At 35.8% G+C, this 19433-nt stretch carries 23 protein-coding genes; 21 read left to right on the top strand and 2 right to left on the bottom strand.

Features of this window, described 5'->3' with window-relative positions; genetic code table 11:
* Positions 1 to 3: 3 nt before the first annotated feature.
* Positions 4 to 1098 (top strand): DUF3541 domain-containing protein, encoded by a 1095-nt coding sequence (locus KHS79_RS15760; protein ID WP_212720211.1) that lies wholly within the window; start codon positions 4 to 6, stop codon positions 1096 to 1098.
* 85 nt (positions 1099 to 1183) lie between these two features.
* Here KHS79_RS15760 and KHS79_RS15765 read toward each other — a convergent pair whose 3' ends face one another.
* Together KHS79_RS15765 and KHS79_RS15770 are read right to left on the bottom strand one after the other, a co-directional pair.
* A complete protein-coding gene (locus KHS79_RS15765) occupies positions 1184 to 1762 on the bottom strand; it encodes a thymidine kinase (protein ID WP_027709418.1) in 579 nt (192 codons plus the stop codon).
* Between the two features lie 154 nt (positions 1763 to 1916).
* The gene (locus tag KHS79_RS15770) at positions 1917 to 2471 is read right to left on the bottom strand and encodes a hypoxanthine-guanine phosphoribosyltransferase (protein WP_027709419.1); all 555 of its coding nucleotides are present in this window, start codon (positions 2469 to 2471) and stop codon (positions 1917 to 1919) included.
* 804 nt (positions 2472 to 3275) lie between these two features.
* Between KHS79_RS15770 and upp the strand changes: the two genes are divergently transcribed.
* The 20 genes from upp (at position 3276) to KHS79_RS15870 (ending at position 19422) form a co-directional block, all read left to right on the top strand.
* The gene (gene upp / locus KHS79_RS15775; RefSeq protein ID WP_027709420.1) at positions 3276 to 3902 is read left to right on the top strand and encodes a uracil phosphoribosyltransferase; all 627 of its coding nucleotides are present in this window, start codon (positions 3276 to 3278) and stop codon (positions 3900 to 3902) included.
* A 123-nt stretch (positions 3903 to 4025) separates the two neighbouring features.
* Entirely contained in the window at positions 4026 to 4400 is a 375-nt protein-coding gene (locus KHS79_RS15780) for a SecDF P1 head subdomain-containing protein (RefSeq protein ID WP_094786223.1), read from the top strand.
* A 112-nt stretch (positions 4401 to 4512) separates the two neighbouring features.
* Positions 4513 to 5829, top strand: coding sequence for an aspartate aminotransferase family protein (locus KHS79_RS15785; protein ID WP_212720212.1), 1317 nt, complete (start codon positions 4513 to 4515; stop codon positions 5827 to 5829).
* Positions 5830 to 6731: 902 nt separating this feature from the next.
* Positions 6732 to 6956, top strand: a complete 225-nt coding sequence (locus tag KHS79_RS15790; RefSeq protein WP_212720213.1) for a hypothetical protein — start codon at positions 6732 to 6734, stop codon at positions 6954 to 6956.
* Positions 6956 to 7489 carry a hypothetical protein gene (locus KHS79_RS15795; RefSeq protein ID WP_212720214.1) on the top strand — a complete coding sequence of 178 codons (534 nt, stop codon included), beginning with the start codon at positions 6956 to 6958 and terminating at the stop codon, positions 7487 to 7489. The genes KHS79_RS15790 and KHS79_RS15795 overlap by 1 nt, the downstream gene beginning before the upstream one ends.
* Positions 7490 to 7562: 73 nt before the next feature.
* Positions 7563 to 7970 carry a 3TM-type holin gene (locus tag KHS79_RS15800; RefSeq protein WP_212720215.1) on the top strand — a complete coding sequence of 136 codons (408 nt, stop codon included), beginning with the start codon at positions 7563 to 7565 and terminating at the stop codon, positions 7968 to 7970.
* A gap of 30 nt (positions 7971 to 8000) precedes the next feature.
* Entirely contained in the window at positions 8001 to 8198 is a 198-nt protein-coding gene (locus tag KHS79_RS15805; protein ID WP_212720217.1) for a hypothetical protein, read from the top strand.
* Between the two features lie 36 nt (positions 8199 to 8234).
* The gene (locus KHS79_RS15810) at positions 8235 to 8615 is read left to right on the top strand and encodes a hypothetical protein (RefSeq protein WP_212720219.1); all 381 of its coding nucleotides are present in this window, start codon (positions 8235 to 8237) and stop codon (positions 8613 to 8615) included.
* Between the two features lie 46 nt (positions 8616 to 8661).
* Complete coding sequence (locus tag KHS79_RS15815) at positions 8662 to 9063, top strand: hypothetical protein (protein WP_212720221.1); 402 nt, start codon at positions 8662 to 8664, stop codon at positions 9061 to 9063.
* A gap of 5 nt (positions 9064 to 9068) precedes the next feature.
* Positions 9069 to 11081, top strand: coding sequence for an ATP-binding protein (locus KHS79_RS15820; RefSeq protein ID WP_212720223.1), 2013 nt, complete (start codon positions 9069 to 9071; stop codon positions 11079 to 11081).
* 48 nt (positions 11082 to 11129) lie between these two features.
* Positions 11130 to 12053: a hypothetical protein gene (locus KHS79_RS15825; protein WP_212720224.1), complete on the top strand. Its 924-nt coding sequence runs from the start codon at positions 11130 to 11132 to the stop codon at positions 12051 to 12053.
* A gap of 32 nt (positions 12054 to 12085) precedes the next feature.
* Positions 12086 to 12913, top strand: coding sequence for a phage baseplate assembly protein V (locus KHS79_RS15830; protein ID WP_212720225.1), 828 nt, complete (start codon positions 12086 to 12088; stop codon positions 12911 to 12913).
* A gap of 15 nt (positions 12914 to 12928) precedes the next feature.
* Positions 12929 to 13282: a GPW/gp25 family protein gene (locus tag KHS79_RS15835; RefSeq protein ID WP_212720226.1), complete on the top strand. Its 354-nt coding sequence runs from the start codon at positions 12929 to 12931 to the stop codon at positions 13280 to 13282.
* 203 nt (positions 13283 to 13485) lie between these two features.
* A complete protein-coding gene (locus tag KHS79_RS15840; protein WP_212720227.1) occupies positions 13486 to 15147 on the top strand; it encodes a phage tail sheath family protein in 1662 nt (553 codons plus the stop codon).
* Complete coding sequence (locus KHS79_RS15845) at positions 15144 to 15650, top strand: phage major tail tube protein (protein WP_212720228.1); 507 nt, start codon at positions 15144 to 15146, stop codon at positions 15648 to 15650. Before KHS79_RS15840 ends, KHS79_RS15845 begins: the two co-directional genes overlap by 4 nt.
* 107 nt (positions 15651 to 15757) lie before the next feature.
* The gene (locus KHS79_RS15850; protein ID WP_212720229.1) at positions 15758 to 15997 is read left to right on the top strand and encodes a phage tail assembly protein; all 240 of its coding nucleotides are present in this window, start codon (positions 15758 to 15760) and stop codon (positions 15995 to 15997) included.
* A 145-nt stretch (positions 15998 to 16142) separates the two neighbouring features.
* Positions 16143 to 17594 carry a hypothetical protein gene (locus KHS79_RS15855; RefSeq protein ID WP_212720230.1) on the top strand — a complete coding sequence of 484 codons (1452 nt, stop codon included), beginning with the start codon at positions 16143 to 16145 and terminating at the stop codon, positions 17592 to 17594.
* Positions 17595 to 17604: 10 nt separating this feature from the next.
* Positions 17605 to 18075, top strand: a complete 471-nt coding sequence (locus KHS79_RS15860; RefSeq protein WP_212720231.1) for a phage tail protein — start codon at positions 17605 to 17607, stop codon at positions 18073 to 18075.
* 12 nt (positions 18076 to 18087) lie between these two features.
* Positions 18088 to 18405 (top strand): tail protein X, encoded by a 318-nt coding sequence (locus tag KHS79_RS15865; protein ID WP_212720233.1) that lies wholly within the window; start codon positions 18088 to 18090, stop codon positions 18403 to 18405.
* Positions 18406 to 18411: 6 nt separating this feature from the next.
* Positions 18412 to 19422, top strand: coding sequence for a phage late control D family protein (locus KHS79_RS15870; RefSeq protein WP_212720235.1), 1011 nt, complete (start codon positions 18412 to 18414; stop codon positions 19420 to 19422).
* The last annotated feature ends 11 nt before the right edge of the window (positions 19423 to 19433 follow it).

A 19433-nucleotide genomic window follows, 5' to 3' on the forward strand; every position in this document is an offset into this window, starting at 1 on the left:
TGTATGAAGCTATTTAATAGGTATAAAGCGGGTTTATTAATTCTTTTATGGATGTTTAGTCATGGTGTGCAAACAGTCTTTGCGTCGAATGCTGAACAGCAAGCGGCGCAAAAGGCTGCATTAAAAATTCAAGAAATTTATGATCGTCATCAATTGCAGCTAACGCCTAAAAGAAAAGCGCACTATGCTTTACGCATGTATCGGCTAACAGGGCAGGAGAAGTATGTTAGTGAAATTATTAATCATGTATATCGACTAGTCGCACGTGTCAGTTGGTATGATGAGCATGTAAAAGATGAAAAGTTTAGGTTACAAATAACCGATGATTTAACCTCCCGCTTTGGACAAAAAAGTCGTGATCAACTCCGGAGCCGCTTTTGGCAACAAACAGAATTCAAAGCACTACGCTTTGAGTTACACAGTGTTTATTTATTAGCCCAATTGAATCAGCTGGGTATTAAGCCAACACACTTTTCTAATTTACTGCATCATTTGCAAAAACAGCCATTAGCAAAAATTCTTTTGGATGAGTCCTTTATTCGTGTTTATGCAGCACAAGCAGCTAATTATGTATTTTGGTTAGAAGAGTTAGGCATTGCTTCGTTATCTGAAAAGTTTATTCGTAAGTTTAAGGAAATTTATCCTAAAACAAAGGATTCTGAGCTGTCACAGTTGGAGTATCAGAATAAGCTTTATGGTTTAACACATATCGTTCTTGCGGCAAGTCGATATTATCAGAAGTCTGTTGATGCTGAGCGATTTCAGTGGGTAACAGCGTACTTTGTGAGTACATTAGATACCATTGAAAAGCGAGCAAAAGCAGATGTATTGGCGGAGATTGGGGTGTGTTTAAAGTTGGTTGATTATTCTGACCAAGTGGTAATACACCGATTAAAACGACGGTTGTTGGCTAAAATTGATAAGACGCATCATATTATTCCTGGAGTGGATGGGAATGTCTCTTTAAGTGCTGGAGAACATCGAAATGTACTGACTTATGCTTTTTTTAATTGGCCTAAGCAGTTAATAACGGGCCCAGATTTGACGCAAACACCCGCCTGGCGTAGACAGTTACCTTACCGATTATCGTTAGATTAGTTTGTCGCCCCAGCCACTTATTAAGGTAAGCTCTGGGGCATTGCTTGTTGGACCAATTAGCCCATTTAAAGGTAAAGGGCAGAAGTTAACTGATGAGCACTGCTTTAAAATGTTTACGGCACAACGATACGTAGCGCTCTTCACCACCAATTTCAATTTGTGAGCCTTCTTTGATGGCTTTGCCGTACTCATCAAGTCGTGCGACCATTGTTGCCTTTCGGCCGCAGTGACAGACCGTTTTTAATTCACTGATTTTATCTGCCCAGGCGAGCAAGTAATGGCTACCTTCGAATAACTCGCCTTTAAAGTCAGTACGAAGTCCATAGCAGAGCACTGGAATATTGAGCTGGTCAACCACTTCAGACAGTTCTGCAACATGAAGTTTAGTGAGGAATTGGGCTTCATCTATCAGCACGCAGTGAATGGGTTGTTTTTCACTGGTCTGCTGGATAGTCGCAAAAAAGTTATCTTGAGTTTGAAATAAGTGAGCATTTGCTGAAAGACCAATTCGGGAGCTGATTTTTCCCTTGCCGAATCGATCATCAATGGCTGCAGTAAATAGAAGAGGTTCCATGCCTCTTTCTTTATAATTGTGCGCAGATTGGAGCAGAGCAGTTGACTTGCCTGCGTTCATTGCCGAGTAGTAAAAGTAGAGTTGTGCCATTTTAAGTTTTTGTACTGTTAAGTATTTGTAGTATACGGAGGGTATAGCCATCCAATGCGATGGTACATTAGGAGTATGCAATGTCGACAATGGAGAAACATTAGCAGACATTGCATCTTAGTGTAGGGCTGTTCAGAGCCAGGGAGGAGATAAACTAGTGGCCTTTCAGGGCAAAAATGCCGGGTGCGTTACGCCAGTAGCTCTTGTAATCCATTCCATAGCCAAAGATGTAACGATCTTCAATTTGAAGACCAATGAAGTCACTTTCTAACTCAACAGCTTTGCGGTCATGTTTTTTCTCGACCAGTACGGCTGTTTGTACGGCTTTTGCACCCTGCGCTTTGCAGAACTCTACAATGGCTGCCAGCGTATGGCCTTCATCGAGAATATCGTCCAGAATAAGCACAGTCCGATCTTGCATTGACGTGCTTGGGTGCACCTTCCAGTCCAGCTCACCACCTGTAGTTTCATTGCGGTAACGAGTAGCATGAATATAGTCAACTTCCAATGGAAAGTTCAGTTTAGTGAGCAGTTTGCCACTGACAACCAGGCCACCATTCATGATGCAATAAACTAATGGGTTACTGTTAGCGAGTTCAGCGGTAATGGCTTGTCCCATTCGCTCAATCGCTGCTTCCACTTCAGCTTCAGTGTATAAACAGTCGGCTTCGGCATAAACCTGTTTAATATGCTCAAGATCTGCAGACATGAATTGGGAACCTCGTATCTATGTTTGATGAAACCTAAGGTGATTCGCTTTGGTTTAGCACCTGGTGATGTAGAGTGTATATGAAGCTGTTTGCATGATTACTTCATACAAGTAAGCAAATGGCTGATGTTGGGCTATTTGTTTACCGCATTTCAGGTGGCCATCAATTTTGCTACCAATAAGGGCGGGAACGATACAGTGACTCTCGCTTGAGAGCAAGCCCCAAATGCCTATCGAGGCACCAAAAATCCAGACTACTTTTGGCAAGAGTGCCCTGTATAACGAAGGCTACAGGCTTTTGTCTAGTCCGCATATAGAGTGATAACAGTACCTTAAGTAGGTGTCATCAGCCTTATCTTTTTTGGTTAAACAATAGCTAACAAGCGCTTGCTTACAATATGAACGAAAATAAAAAACCATAGGTGTTGTAAAGCATTAGGCAGATGTTTCGTTACAGGGTAGAATACGGCCAATTTGCCTGGAGCAAATGAAATAATTTTGTCATATGGACGCCTCTAAAAATAGTGATTTTTATGTAAGAGCAAGGAAGCACTGCACGGAGGACCACAGTGTATAAGGAGTACATGAGGATCCGAGTACAGCGCTGACACAGCTATTTCGAAAAAGTGCATTTTTAGAGGTGCCCATATGTAAGATTTACCTGGAACGAAGGGTATCATCAATATATGGCTACAACCCGTCGATTAGTGGTGTTTATAGCAATAGGCAACTTGGTGTTGTGTTTGCTGTATGTGCCGTATTATCTGACGATGCTGTTTCGTTGATGTTGATTTGAGGTTATCTATGAGCGTCTTTGAAATAAAACATCCTCTTGTGCAGCACAAGCTGGGTATTATGCGTAACAAGAACATTAGTACTAAAGGTTTTCGTACGCTGGCAAGTGAAGTAGGGTGTCTATTAACGTATGAAGCGACGAAAGACCTTCCTTTAGAAGATTACGAAACAGAAGGCTGGGCTGGTCCTGTTAATGTAAAACAAATCAAAGGGAAAAAGATAACCGTTGTACCCATTTTAAGAGCAGGTCTGGGCATGCTTGATGGGGTTATGGAGTTGATCCCAAGTGCTCGGGTTAGTGTTGTGGGTCTGTATCGCAACGAAGAAACCCTTGAGCCAGTACCTTATTTTGAAAAACTGGTGAGTGACCTTGATGAGCGTATGGCGCTGGTGATTGACCCTATGTTAGCAACTGGTGGTTCAATGATTGCCACTATTGAAATGTTGAAGCAAAAAGGTTGTCAAGAAATACGAGTGCTTGTTTTAGTGGCAGCACCAGAAGGTATTGAGCGTGTTACCAAAGCGCATCCTGATGTCACTATTTATACAGCATCTGTTGATGACTGCTTGAATGAAAAAGGTTACATCCTTCCTGGCTTAGGGGATGCCGGAGATAAGATTTTTGGAACCAAATAAGCAAAGAAGCCGTTCGGCTTCTTTACTTAAGGTTGCTGATTAACACGGCCGTCGTGTTTTGCAGGTAGCGCTATACTTTAGGATCGATTAGATAATTTTTGATCTTCCAGGGAGGGTGCTGAAATGCAAAAGTTTGGATTGTTATTCGTTGGCGTACTTTGTTATCAGTCTTTAGTAGCACAGGCTGACATAGCGTTTCGCGTAAATGGCGAAGACTTAGTTGCCAGTAATGATGATGTACTCTTTGCTGAGCTGAATAAAGATAGCTTTAATAGCCCAGTCATTGATATCGAGCTATCTGATGAGTTTGGTAAAAAACTAGCTCGATTTACAGGCAGGTACATAGGGCAACGGATGTCGATAAGCATTGATGGCACACTCGTGAGTGCAGGTACAAAGATCAGGGAAAAAATAGGACACAAGCTGTCTGTAACAGGATTGTCAGAACAAGAAGCTTCGCGTATTTTACAGTCACTACTGTTAGCGTCTGAAAGTTAAGTGCACTTCTAAAAATGCACTTGTCTTAGAGGCCCCTTAACTATTTCTGGGTGCTATTAAAAAGGAAGCGTAGTGCCCAGTTATAGTTAAATATAGAAATAGCAAGGATGCTATGGAGAATAACAATACATTAGACGCCTACTGGATGGGATATACAGCTACTCAACATTTTAAAGCCCATCCCCGGCTCTTGGAAAAAGCCAAAGGCATGTATTATTGGACACCTGAAGGTCGAAAGATTCTTGATGCCACTGCAGGTCTTTGGTGTGTAAATGCAGGGCATAATCGTGAAAAGATAGTGACGGCTATCCAACAACAGGCCGCTACACTGGATTTTGCACCTGCTTTTCAAATGGGCCATCCCAAAGCATTTGAGCTTGCCAAAAAACTTGTGGCGATCACTCCTGGAAATTTAAATCATGTGTTTTTTACAAATTCAGGATCTGAGTCAGTAGATACTGCACTTAAAATGGCCTTGGCATACCATCAACTGACAGGTGAGGGCAGAAGAGCGCGTTTAATTGGCCGAGAACGGGCTTACCATGGCGTTAACTTTGGTGGAATGTCTGTAGGGGGCATTGCCGTGAACAGGAAACTGTTCCCAAACTTATTGGCACAAGTTGATCATTTGCCCCATACCCACGATTTAGCTCGTAATCAATTTAGCTTGGGGGTGCCTGTTTATGGCGCTGATAAAGCTGAGCTGCTTGAGCAGATTCTCCAGTTACATGACCCGTCTACCGTTGCTGCCGTTATTATTGAACCTGTAGCAGGATCTACGGGGGTGTTAATTCCACCGGCAGGTTATCTACAGCGAATACGTGAAATTTGTGATCAGTATGGTGTACTGCTGATTTTTGATGAAGTTATCACTGGGTTTGGACGTTTAGGTAAGCCATTTGCGGCAGACTACTTTAATATTAGCCCTGATATTATGGTTACGGCAAAAGGGTTAACAAATGGTGCAGTGCCCATGGGGGCTGTTTTTGTCAGTGATAAAATATATTCAGCTTTTCGTCAAGATGATCCTATGGCGATTAATTTTTATCATGGTTATACCTATTCAGCACATCCATTAGCCTGTGCTGCAGCCATTGGTACGCTCGAGACTTATCAAGAGGAAAATCTATTATATAAAGCCTCAGAACTAGCAGAGTATTGGCAACATGCTCTACATAGTCTAGCCGATTTGCCTTATGTGATTGATATTAGGAACCTGGGATTAGTGGGTGCCATTGAGCTAGAGCCAAGAAAAAATGAACCGAATAAACGTGCTTTTCAGGTTTACCTTGATATGTTTGAACAAGGCGTTTTAGTTCGTACGACAGGTGATGTTATTGCTTTATCACCACCGCTTATTATTTCTAAACCAGAAGTTGATCAAATAATTATAACGCTGAGACAGGTGTTAAAGCAGCTAAGCAGTTAATTGCATATACAATTCAAAATCAAGCGTTAGCAAAAAAATAAACAGTAGCTTTGTGTATTAAGTTCATTAAGTAAAATTAAACGTATTGAAAGGTAGAAGCTCTAAAAGTTAAAAATACTGCTATGGCTAAAGGATGATTTTAAATAAGTTTTTGGTTGAATAAAAAAGGCTTTGAAAAAAATACACAAATTGTGTAACATAAAATATTTTTTAAATTATTCTTGAAAAAGACCACAAAACATGATCTAATAATTCCCATGATAGACAACGTACGTCTTCCTTTTTATTGCTTTTAAAGTGAATCATTTTGTCGCTTTGGTTGAACGAATGCTGGTTTTGATTATTAGCTTAATATTGTATATACCTTTAAAAGCTACATATCCTTGATAAAAAATTTATACTGAATAATAGAGAAAGTAAAATGGGCGAATAAATGCATATTTATTCGCCCATTTTTTTATCTGTACTATTTTAGTTGATAGTGCAGGGTTTGATTTATAAGTAACTATTCGAAAGAAATATAATTACATATAGAGTATTTGAGGTAGTTCCAATTTATAAAAAACACTTAAATAAGCCTCTAGCTAAAATTTAGTAATTATAAAGTTTACAACTGATTAATCTTCAGGCAAAAGAGCGTGATGAGCAGTATAGTTTAGCTAAAGTAGGGAAATAATTTGGGGTGAAATGAAACCCAAGAGTATGGCACTCTTGTACTCTTGCTTACAGCATTAGAAATAAATATACAAAATAAGTGTTGCGTAAATGCTACAAGAGGTGTCATGCAATGAATAGTTTGTAAATACAATAAATAGCTTCTTAAAGCTAATGTTGCAGTTAATACAAAATAAAGCAGATATAAACCGAAACAAGTTGTAAGAAAGGGGAAGGGAGATTAGAGCATGTTGTTATCAAATTTCCTAAAAAAAATGACAGATAAAGAAGCTGCAGAACTCATAGGTGTAAAAAAAAGAACTGTTGGATCATGGCGAAGGCTTGAGCGTGCCCCTACACCAAAACAGTCGCTTAATATAATTGAAAAAAGTAATGGAGCAGTAGATTGGGAGGGCATCTATTTACCATACGCAATAAAATGCAAGGTAAGTGAAAATGAGGTTGTTGGATAATGAGTAAAGCAAATTGTTTATCTATGATGAATCCAACACGCTGTTCTTTTGATCACTCATCGAAAAGCATACGGTTACTAACATGGCAAGATATTGCTTCTGCATTAGCTATGGGTAATTTAAATAAAACTGCTTATTATATAGGAAGAATAAAGTATTGTGATGATAAAAGTGTTATTGAAAATTTAATTAAGGAAGTGGCAAATTTATTTTTAACACATGCTAAAGAAGTAGGCTGGAGGATAAAGACTGATGCTGCGCATAAATTATCTCAATTGGCATGTTTAGAAAATATTAGAAGTCCAATTTGTAAGACCTGCAATGGAACTGGAAAAATAAAAAATGAAACATGTAAGAGTTGTGGGGGGACAGGTTCAAAGGGGTTTTCAGATGCTTCTAAGTATAAATTTTTATGTATAGATAAGAGAAATTGGGAGCGAAGATGGCGAGAACGATATGAGTTTATATACCAAATATTTGAAGACGCAGAGAAGCAAATTTCAAAGCATTTGGCAAATCAATTGAGTTTATAAAAAAATTATAAGTAAGGAGTGCGTCCAGGGAAGGTATAAATATCTAAAAGATAAAACAATGGATAAATAATATATGGCTGAAGATATAATATCTATTCTTGCTAAAACTGTATCTGATGGTTTGGATGAATTATTTACAAGTGATGAAGAAAGACTTAAGGTTAAAAATCAAACGTTAAAAATACTAAATCAACCTCATATTATCCAGGCATTAACTACTCTAGAAGAGACAAAACATAACTCATTATTTGTCTCTGGATGGCGACCAGCTTTAGGTTGGTTATGCGTGTTTTTATTATCATATATATGGTTTGGTCGTGATTTACTTATTAGTCTCCTATTGCTGAATAATAAAACAGAAATCGTGAATGCTCTTCCTTTAATTAATGCAAATGAAATGATGACGCTGGTTCTAGCGTTATTGGGACTTGGAGGAGTAAGAATGGTTGAGCGAGTTAAAGGAGTAGCACGCACTAAATAAACTATGGATAATAATATATGGTGTAAATATATGAATAATGAAATATCAAAATATTTTTTTAATGAGCTGAATAATTATAATGATGATGAAGGTGAAGATTGGAGGCTGGCTGAAGAAAGAGTAAATCAGGTTATACTGGAAAGAGATATTCTAGATGATTTGGATGTCTTTGAAGGGATTGAGTTTACAAATAAAACATCTGATAAAATCAGTATCGATGAATTGTAATACTTTGAATTTTATTACCTACAGTGAAAGCTTATCATGAAAGCAGTAGATTTTTTTCCTATTTTAGGGGTTTTTTTAAGTTTTTTAGGCATAACGATGGCCACAATACGTTGGAGTTTAAGTCGTCAGTCTCAATTACTGCAACACATTACTGATGCAAGAATTATAGAAATAACGAAAAAATTAGAAGTTCTTCATGTTGATTTTAAGGAAATAATAAGGAAGCAAGAAATTCATTTGCATGAAATTGAAAAGAAGCTCCTAAATTACCAAAAAACAGTGGCTGAAACGTATGTTAAAAAAGAAGAATATCAGAATCAGTTTCAAATGCTTCTTTTTAAAATTGATAAAATAAGTGGTGAAACAAAAAGTTATCATAAAAGTGTGCTCGATAAATTTCAAAGCAATAAAATATAGATCTAGAAAAAACTAAATAACATATTATGGCTAGAGTTTGAATCTAATGCTTGGTCAATTAATTATGAATGGCAATGGAGCTATAGGGCATGCTTCAGGGTCAGTTATCTCAAATGGTATTTTTAAAATTATATCGCAGCCTAATGAGTTGATAAATATTGAAGGGAAAAAAATATATACTGGTCCTTTGCAGTTTAGCTTTGTCGGTGGTGATGCAAACATTCCAGGATTACCAATTGCAAAAAAAAGTGTGCATACATTCAATCCTGCAATGATTACTCCTACCTCTGTAAAAATGTTGGTTGGAAAACAAAAGCCGATTAGAGAAAATGATAAGGGATTTATGATGGTAAATGCGCTTACTATGTCAGGTTTACTCGTAAGTCTTATCTCACCAATGCCTGTTATTGTTAAAAGTGCAGGCCAAAGAATTTTTACTAGTCTTTAAATAAAATGAAATCAACTATACTACAGTCACTCGAAAAAATTTTATACTCTATAGTATATATCTTCCAAAAAGATGGTGAAGTGCCAAGTATACTTATTGATAGTTATGATCGAGTAATCAATGATTTAACGGAAGTAAATGTATTAAAAGAAAGGTTCGATCTATCAAATGATATAATTAGAATTATGGGGTACTTACTAATTTATCAAAAAAGTGATGCTTTTAAAGAATTATGTAAAACTGTGGTGTCGATAAAAAAATTAAAAGAACAAAAGTTTTTGAGGTCAAATTCTTTAGAAGTGGTTTCTAGTATTTTGGATATTTCTGAATTGGTATCGATTTCAAACGATTCAGATGCATTGAAATATCGCTTGTTTTATAATTCAAATGGGTATTGCTTTGACTCGAAATCTGAACTTGTATTATCTGATAGTATTGCTCAATTTGTTATAAATCCTCAAAAAAATATAATTGATTTGCATGAAATAACTAATTCAGCACATATTAGTGGTAAGAATCAATTTCATATTCTACCAGTAAGTCATAAAAAAATTGCAGATGATATCGCTCTAAATATTAATAGCTTGAATTTTGATCATGCACTGTTAGTAATGGAAGGTGTTAATACTGATGAAAAGTATCGTATAGCGCAACATGCTTTTAAAGAGGTGGGTTTATCACTGGTTAATTTAGATGCTCTAAAGCTAATCGATAAACTACAAAAAGAAAAATATCTTTTCGATGTGCTAAATCGAGAAAGTAGACTGCATAAAATACAGTATTTTCTTGATTTGTCATTATTGTCAACTCTGGATTTAAAAGAGAAGGAGTGCTTAATAAATTTTTTATCAAATGTTGAGTCAACAGTTTGTATTGCAGTTTTGAAGTCTTATGATTTTGTAAATGAAATTAGCAGGTCTTTAGGACTTAAAAAGTATACTATTAATTTTCCTACTAAAAATGAACAAATCAGATATTGGCGTGAAGTGCTAAATACCGTCGATATTAAGCTGGCAGATACAATAATAACTAAGCTAGGTTTTCAGTATGATTTAAACTTTAGTGAGATTAGTCATTTAGTAGATATGCTGGTTAGATCGATAAGCATATCAAAAAGTAATGATGATTTTTTAAATAAGCCAGAAGAAGAGCTTCAAAATCTATGCCGCGACCACTGTAGAGTTAGTGTTGGAAATGTGGCTCAAATTAAAACGCCAGAAAGTTGTGAGCTAAAACGTATAAACGATATGAGGTTGTCATCTGTAGTTCTTCCAGAAAAACAGAAAGAATTACTTTATATGTTTATTGGTCAAATTAATAATCGTGCAACAGTATTTCATAAATGGGGTTTTGCTGAATCGAAGAACTCACCTTGTACAAGTGCGCTATTTTATGGATCGAGTGGGACAGGAAAAAGCTATGCAGCTCAAATTATTGCTGCAGAAACTGGTCTTGATTTGTATCATATTAATATTAATAATATTGTTGACAAGTACATTGGTGAAACGGAAAAAAAACTTGAGATGCTTTTTTCTGCTGCAGAAAAAAGTAGTTCGATTTTACTATTTGATGAGGCAGATTCACTATTTGGAAAACGAACAAGAGTAGAGCGTAGCCAAGACAAGTATGCTAATACGGGAGTTAGTTACCTGTTACAACGAATGGAAAGTTATACAGGAATTTGTATATTAACAACAAATTTACGGCAATCAGTCGATAGTGCATTTGAGCGAAGATTAAACTTTATTATTGAGTTCCCATTTCCGCAGCTATCAGAAAGGGAAGCTATTTGGAGAAATATATTTCCTGATAAAACTCCTTTAGATTTAGTAGACTATAAAAAACTATCCAGACTTCCCTTTTCGGGTGGGATGATCAGAAGCACTGCATTAACTGCATCTTTTAATGCTGCTTTATCCAATGAGTCTATTGGTATGAAACATATTTTAAAAGCAGCGCAGTTTGAGTTTGCAAAAGTAGAAAAATCTATTTCGCCATCACTTTACGTTGACTGGTGATGTTGATGGAAAAATATTACTGCTTTATAACTCATTCTGGATTTGTAAATGATAAATAATAAAATAAGATTGCTATTAGATACGATTATAGAAGCAATAGATAGTCATAATGAAATAAGTTTTATACAATCAAAAATATTACCAGGATATATTGAAACAACAAGTGTAGAAGATTTACACGAAAAGACACCTGGATTTTATTTAGCACATGAAGGTATTGGTGATACGATGTCAGTACCTTCTGGAGAGACTGATATTGTGGTAAGGTTAGTTGCCTATATCATTGTCGTCGATAAAGTAGATTCACTAGTTCGAGAAAAAACCATGTGTGATTTAATATCACAATTATCGATACTGATATCAAGTAACCGTTGGGGCTTACCTTTTGTTCATCCCGCAGTCAATGTTGTGAGTCAGGACCTGCATGGACTATCAAACGGGTATAAATCAGATACATCAAGTTGGCGTACTAGTGTGTCAGTTCTTGCAAGAGCTTCTGATTTATACGGTGGTGAAGTTAACCCAGTGACTGGTTTATCATTAAGAACGATCACATGGGAACAATCGATTCGTGTTGGCGATGATTTGTACAAACCTGACCCACACTTTCCACCTGTATATGTTTACAATACTATGGAAAGTCAAAAGGATAGTATAACAAAACCACCAAAACACACTGCAAAATCTGTGTCTATCGAAAACAAACAATTATTGATAGAGCCTGCTATTGACGAAAGTACAATTACACACTATGCACTGTATTGGGGGCTTGATGAAAGTATAAAAATTCCTGAACAACCTGTTATTATGAAGAAAGAAAAAGAAGGGAAAAAGCTAACAATTGAATTATCCCAATTAGGCAATAAGCCATATTTAGCAACACATATTCTCGTTTTTTCTCAGAATTCATTTGGTGAGATGAAAAATAATATTTCAGTCAACTATCCATCAAATTTACCATTGGAGTCATAAGATACTGAGATTGCAACAGGAGATATATCAACGTGTCAGAATATGCACCTACACCCATAAATAAAAATCAAAAAGAGCTTCAACTTAGAAAAAAATTAAGTGAGCATGAAAAACAACTTAATAGTCAAATTTTAATTGGTAAGGTTGTTGGTACAAGAAAATCAGATAGAAAAAAGAATGACCCACCTAAACCAACAGATCGACCAACAGTTCTTGTGCAATTTGGGATTAATGATGATGATGATGCAAAAATTAGAAACTGGTTAGGTTGGACTTCATCTAGAGCAGGATGTGATGCCGAACTATGGATGCCTGAAATTAATGAACAAGTCGTTATAGTTGCACCTAATGGAAATATAGGGCTAGGATTAATTATTGGTGCTTTATATCGTGGTAATTCATTACAATTTAAAGAAGAGGAATCGTATAAAAAAGAAGTTGCTGAAATTAAATCAATGCCTAATGAAAAAAATTTATGTAATAAACACATTAGGTGCTATCATGATGGCAGTGAGTTGCATTACGATAAAAAAAATCATATTTTTACATTTTTTTTAAAAAACAAACCTGAGGCAGTTAATCCTCGTTTGAAGATTGAGGCTGATGCCAAAAATAGTAAAGGGTTAGTTAATTTGCTGATTGGTGAAGATAAAACTGATCAGCTTTCCATCAAAGCTAATAGTCAAGAACTAGTCATTAGTCATACTAAAAGTACAAAAACAAAATTAGTTGTTAACTTCAGGAAAGGTGATATAGCTATATATGCAGATAATAAAATATCATTAAAGGCAAACGAAGTGCATATAGATGCAGGAACAAAAATGAAAATAAATAATAAGGGAGTTGATGTAAGAAAATAATATGTGGGTAATTTTATGTTAGGAATGAATGCAAAAACAGGAGAGTTAATCGATGGTGTAGATCACATTGAGCAATCAATAAGAGATATATTAACAACATTGATCGGAAGTCGTGTTATGCGAAGAAATTATGGGTCAAGGTTAATGTCTATTATTGATAATCCAACTAACCATTATTTGATTGCTAATATACACTCAGCTGTTATTGAAGCATTAAGCTTACTTGAACATAGAATTAGAATCAGAAATGTACAGGTAAATAATAAAACTGAAAATGAGCCAGGAGGAGTAGATATAGTAATAGAAGGTACCTTAGCTGATACAGAGTTATCATTTGTTATCAAAGATATCTATTTGTTTTCGCAATAATTAAACATGACATGATAAATATCATGCGCTTTAAATTATCTTAATAAACTAAATTAAATCGTAAGAATCAATAATTTAACCTATCTAAATTGCTTTTCATATGACTCTGAGTTAATTGTTTACAAGTCAATTAGTGCGATTGATTTAGTGGCTGAAGCTTGAAAGCTGTTTAAATATTTAATCATTAAATATAAGGAGACACTATGGCATTTTTGCACGGTGTAGAAGTGCTTGAACTTGATGGTGGCCCACGTCCTATCAGTACGGTAAAATCATCTGTTATCGGTTTAGTGGGGGCAGCAGCAAAAGGCCCCATTAATAAACCTGTATTGATTGCTGGCTCTCGAAAAGAAGCGGTCAAAATATTTGGTAAACCAACAGGTGATAATACGATACCAGATTTTCTTGATGCTATTTTTGATCAAGCAGGTGCTATGGTAGTGGTCGTAAATGCCTTTGATCGATCAAAGGTGAATTCAGATACTATGAGAAAGTCAGCGGCTGCAATGCCCTATCAGTTTAAAAAAGTAGAATACAAATTAAGTGATTTTACTTTTAACGGAGATTCATTGGATTTGGGATATAAGCACCTTTCTAATATTGTGGTTAAGTCAGTTGATGAAAAAATCACTTATGTAGAAGGTAAAGCCTATGAAATCACTTCTACAACACCTGCCACAGAAAATTCACCTGCAAGTGGTAATACCATTCTCAAGCTAAAAGATGGCAATGGATCATTAATGAGTAACGCTCAGGTGAAAGTAAGCTTCGTCCGGTATGAAGTTGAATTAGATCATGATTATGTTTCTGATGTAGTTCTAAAGAAAATTGATGGTTCAAAGGTTTACACGGATAACACTGATTATGATGTAGATGAAGATAAAGGGGTCGTAATACAAGTTCCTTCTCAAGGGATTAAAAAAGAGGACAAAGTATTAATCAGCTATAAATATCCAGATCCAACTAAAGCCGAAAGTAATGATATTAGGGGAAAAGGTTCAGATACAGGGATTCAAGCCTTGCTGGGAGCTGAAAGCACAGTTTATGCGACACCACGTATTTTATTAGCCCCCGGATTTACTGGCAAACTTAGTGCAGATAAACAAGGATTTCATTCAGATGATGTCAGTAGTGATTTAGTCTCTATTGCAGATCGGTTGCGGGCTATTGTTGTTGCAGATGGTCCCAGCACAAATGATGAAGACGCTAAAGCTTATGCAGCATTGCAAGGAAGTGCACGTCTTTATTTAGTAGATCCTAATGTTAAAGTACCTGGCGCTGCAAATGATGAAGCGCTTATTCAACCTTCATCTCCACGCGTTGCTGGCATAATTGCTAAGTCAGATAATGAGCGTGGTTTTTGGTGGAGTCCATCTAACCGACCTGTTTACGGTATTTTAGGAACAGATAGAGCTATTGATTTTACGCTTGGCGATTCTAATGCTCGTGCAAACTTGTTGAATGAAAATAATGTTGCAACGATCATTCGACAGAATGGCTTTAGGCTTTGGGGTAACCGAAGTTGTTCATTAGATCCAAAATGGAAATACATCAGTGTAAGACGTACTGCTGATTTAATTAATGATTCTCTTTTGAGAGCACACTTATGGGCAGTTGATCGTAATATTACAAGAAATTACGTTGAATCTGTGGTTGAAAGTGTTAATCGTTATTTACGCTCACTAAAAGCAATGGGGGCGATTATAGACGGAAAATGCTGGGCTGATCCTGAGCTCAATACACCAGATCAAATTATGGATGGAAAAGTTTATTTTGACTTTGATTTTACGCCACCCTATCCAGCTGAGCATATCAGCTTCCGCAGTCAAATGGTTGATAACTACTTGAAAGAGGTGTTTGCATGATTCCTAAGGTATTAAAGAATTTTAATCTTATTGTTGATGGTGTAGGTTACGCTGGAATTGTTGAAGAAATAAACCTCCCGAAGCTTACGCTGAAAACAGATGAGTACCGTGCAGGAGGAATGGATGTTCCCGTAGAACTTGAAATGGGGATGAATAAACTTGAGTGTGACTTTACACTAGCAGAATATAATCCTGCTGTAATTAAGAAATTTGGTCTTGCTATGGGCTCAGAAGCACAAGTAGCACTGACACTTAAAGGAGGACTAGACGGTGAAGATGGTGTTGATCCTGTTGTTGTTTCACTAGAAGGAGCATGGCGTGAACTGGATTTTGGTAACTGGAAAGCAGGTGAAAAAGCACCATTAAAAGTGTCCATTGCCTTACGTAAATACACATTAAGTATTAAAGGTACACCTCTAGTAAATATCGACGTAGTCAATATGGTTAGAGAAATAAATGGTGCCGATCAATTATCTAAAATGCGTGCTGCAATTGGCGTATAATATAAAAGATATATAATTATTTCTAACCTTCGTAGTTGATGTGTTAATTACGAAGGTTTTTTTAAGATAGCTCTATTTAGGCAATTTCCACTTTCTTGGAGGTCATTATGTCAATCATTAAATTAGCTTACCCAATCACTGTAGATGGGCAATTAATCAGTGAAATACATTTACGCAGACCAAAAGTAAGAGATAGAATTATATCAGAGAATAGCGCTGGTACTGATGCAGATAAAGAAATGAACTTAATTGCTAACTTAGCGGAAATGCCGCCAAAGTATTTAGAAGAACTAGATCTTTCTGATTATATTAGTTTACAGGACACCCTTTCTGATTTTTTGTCTTAACCATTGAACAAATTAAAGAGGCAGTATTGCTGCTTTCGATAAAATTAGGATGGGGGTTGGCTGAAATCAAAGAGCTGGAAGAAGCTGAATTTATTAGCTGGCTAGAAACTTTACCCAAAGTCTTACGAGAATTAGAGGGGGATGGATGAAAAGTCAGTCAAAAATCTATCTTTTGTCGATAGTTAATAAAAATATACTCAATCAAATAAGAGAAAAATCACGATATAAAAAATTATGGCGTACTATATTATTGCCAAAGGTTAGATTAAAATATAAATACAGCATATTTGAATTGTTGTTAACCTCGTATAAAGTGCGCAAGCATAAAAATTTATCTTCGATAAGCAAAAAAAATATAATCAATTTATATAGAGCTGTATATGGAGGTGTTCGAAATAGTGTAACTATGCCTGCATTGATTTTTCATAAGCTTAAATCATTCGTTTTAAGTAAAACTAATCGGTGGTTTAATGGAGGTGCATTAAAATCAAGTGCCTGGAATAAAGAAGTCTTAAGTAAAGTAAAAATAGTTAAACTAGTGAATAGTAAATTTGATAACATTAATAAGAGAGGAGGTACGTTTTTACACTTACTCAAAACTAGCTTAGAAAGAATTGCTGTTTTAAATCTGTTTTTTAAGCGTCAACGCAATAGTCGTCGGGTAAATAGTAAACCCCTGTTTGAGATTATTGCTAAGCATGGCGTTAAACTAGAGTATGGAATATATAAAATTAATGAGGTACTTTATAAGAATGCAGTAAAGAAAATAAAGTTGACGAAGTTAGGCTTCGCTAGATATTTTAGTATTAAATGTTTTGATAAGCATTTAAAAAGGATTGACTCAAAATTATCTAGGTATAAGTATGAGTATGCAGAGGCCTTGAGTAAAATTTCGGGCGAAAAAAAAAGAGGCTTGAAGTATAGCAATTTTATACGCAGAGACCTTCGAAACTTGATGCTATCACCGGACGAACCAAAAAAAAATATGTTTTCAATATCTAAGTTCAAACTTATCGTGTCTCGCTGTGTGGATACAAATTTCAATAAAAACTATAATTTTGGTAAAACTAAAAAAAATCAATATCAAAAAGATTGTCGCAATATGAATGAGTTTCGAAAGAATTTTTTCAATAACAAGGATGGTTTAGGAGTTTTTAGTAAAAGAAAAGTGAGACAGTATTTGAGTGGTTTGATATCTGAAGCGATACATCACTCTATGAGCCATAATGATAAGAATAGATTTAATTATTATGAAAAAAAGAATCGCTTTATACGTATTGGGAGTGAATCGATTGTAAGTAAGTTGCAATTATATACTAATAAAAAGTCGAAAATTGAAAATTCTCAAATTAATTACGTGCATAACGACAAGCATGACAAAAATAGTATTTTAAATCTAATTAAAACAACTATTGCTAATAATAATAATAAGGAGTTTAATGATAATCGGTCAGAGCAAAATGTGTTAAATATTATTAATACCCAAAGTAAGCAAATATTAAGTCTTAGAGATGAGTTAATATTTCTTTTTAAGAATCATACTAAATTAAATAAAAATCAATGCACAATCCAAACTGAACCTTATTTATTTTATTAGGGTGATACATATGTCTAATGTTATGATGACATTAGGAACGTTTAAATTCTACATTGACTCTGCAATATACGATAAATTGCAACGTTCAACTCAGTACCACTGGGCATCGCACGATACGCTGAATCATCCATTAAAAAAGCATTTGGGTTTGGGGGGGGCTACATTACATTATATGGGGCCAGGTAAAGATAGTTTGCAGCTTTCGGGCTTTATATATACATTACTATCTGAATATCAACCAAATTTATCAAATACGTCCGCCCCTTTGAAACTAAAACAAATGTCAATGTTAAGGGCCATGGCTAGTTTAGGAATTCCATTGCCACTTATTAATATTTCAGGCTCAACCGGGTTGCCACTAGGATTTTGGATTTTAGAAGATGTACAGCAAACTGATATTGAATTTATCTTCGGTGGTGTGCCTAGAAAGATTGACTTTCAACTATCATTACAACGTTATGATCCAGTAAAAACAGCGTGATGAGGACATAAAATGCCTACATACTATATGACCGTTGAGGGAGATATACTAGATCAAATATGTTGGAATCACTATGGTCAACATAAACAATATCAACAAACTGCTCTTGCTGTTGATCCTTCCTTAACACAAGCAGACCTAAATCAGATCAGTCATAATTTGCTTTTTAATCAAGACCTTTTAGAACTTAAAGGTATTACTGAAAAAGTGCTGAATGAAAACAGAGAGTTAGTTAACTACGGCGTTCGCTTGCCGGCAGGCATCAAAATAAAGCTTTTTGATCAAGAAGAGGCTGTGCAAGAACAAAATATGATTCAGTTGTGGGATTAATCATAAATGTTAAAAAACTGGTCACCCAATTATAAAGTACAAATATCAGAAAAAGGATTATCTAGCTCATTTCATAAACGATTAATCAGTATTTCGGTTCAACTGTATTCAGGAGATCAGAGTGATCAGCTGTCGCTTGTGTTTGATGCGGGAGCCAGTCCTACAGGAAAATATCTTGACTTACCAGGAAATCATGACGAAATAGCTGTATGGCTTGGCTATAAAACAAAACTACAGGGGGTCGGTCGTTTCAGAGTTAACCATTGGCAGTTGCAAGGCGCTAACAGCGGTAATACGCTAAGTGTTTCAGCAACACCCAAATTGTTTAAAAATGAAGCATCTAGAACGTGGGGAGTTAATAATCTTGTTGCAATTGGTAAGAAAATTGCGGCTAAAAATCAAGCCCGTTGTGTAGCCCATGCTAGCCTTTCAACTATTAGCGTTGAAGAATCACAACTTAATCAAGTTAATGAGTCAGATATTTCATTTCTTTCGCGAATTGCAAAACGATACGATGTATTTGTAAAACCAACAATAACCAATTCTGGTTCTGATGTTTTGTTAATGTTTTTACCTGGGAAAGCGGTTAGTGCATCTGGAATTCCTCTGGTTCCAGCATTCGTGACTGCGGAAGATATTATAAACTGGAATATTTCAATCACGATTAGATCAACATACAAAAAGGTTATAGCCTATTGGCATGACCATGAAATAGGAGAACAACAAAAGGTTGAAGTTATATCCGATCCAAAAAGTAAGGATACTTTGAGGCTTGACTATATCTATCCGAATAAAGCAGATGCAAAATATGCAGCTCAAGGGATGGCTGATAGAAAAGAGAGAAAAGACCGAGAACTATCTTTAACTGTTGTTGGTAATCCTATGTTACAGCCTGAAATGATTCTTATGATTCAGTTTGTGCATCCAGAAATTAATGGAAAATGGTTTATTAAAACAGTTAATCATCAAGTCAGTCATAGTGGATTTATTTCATCTGTTACCGCATATCAAGTTTGAATAGAGTGAAT

The organism is Zooshikella ganghwensis (genome assembly GCF_018263875.1).
GTDB lineage: Bacteria > Pseudomonadota > Gammaproteobacteria > Pseudomonadales > Zooshikellaceae > Zooshikella > Zooshikella ganghwensis.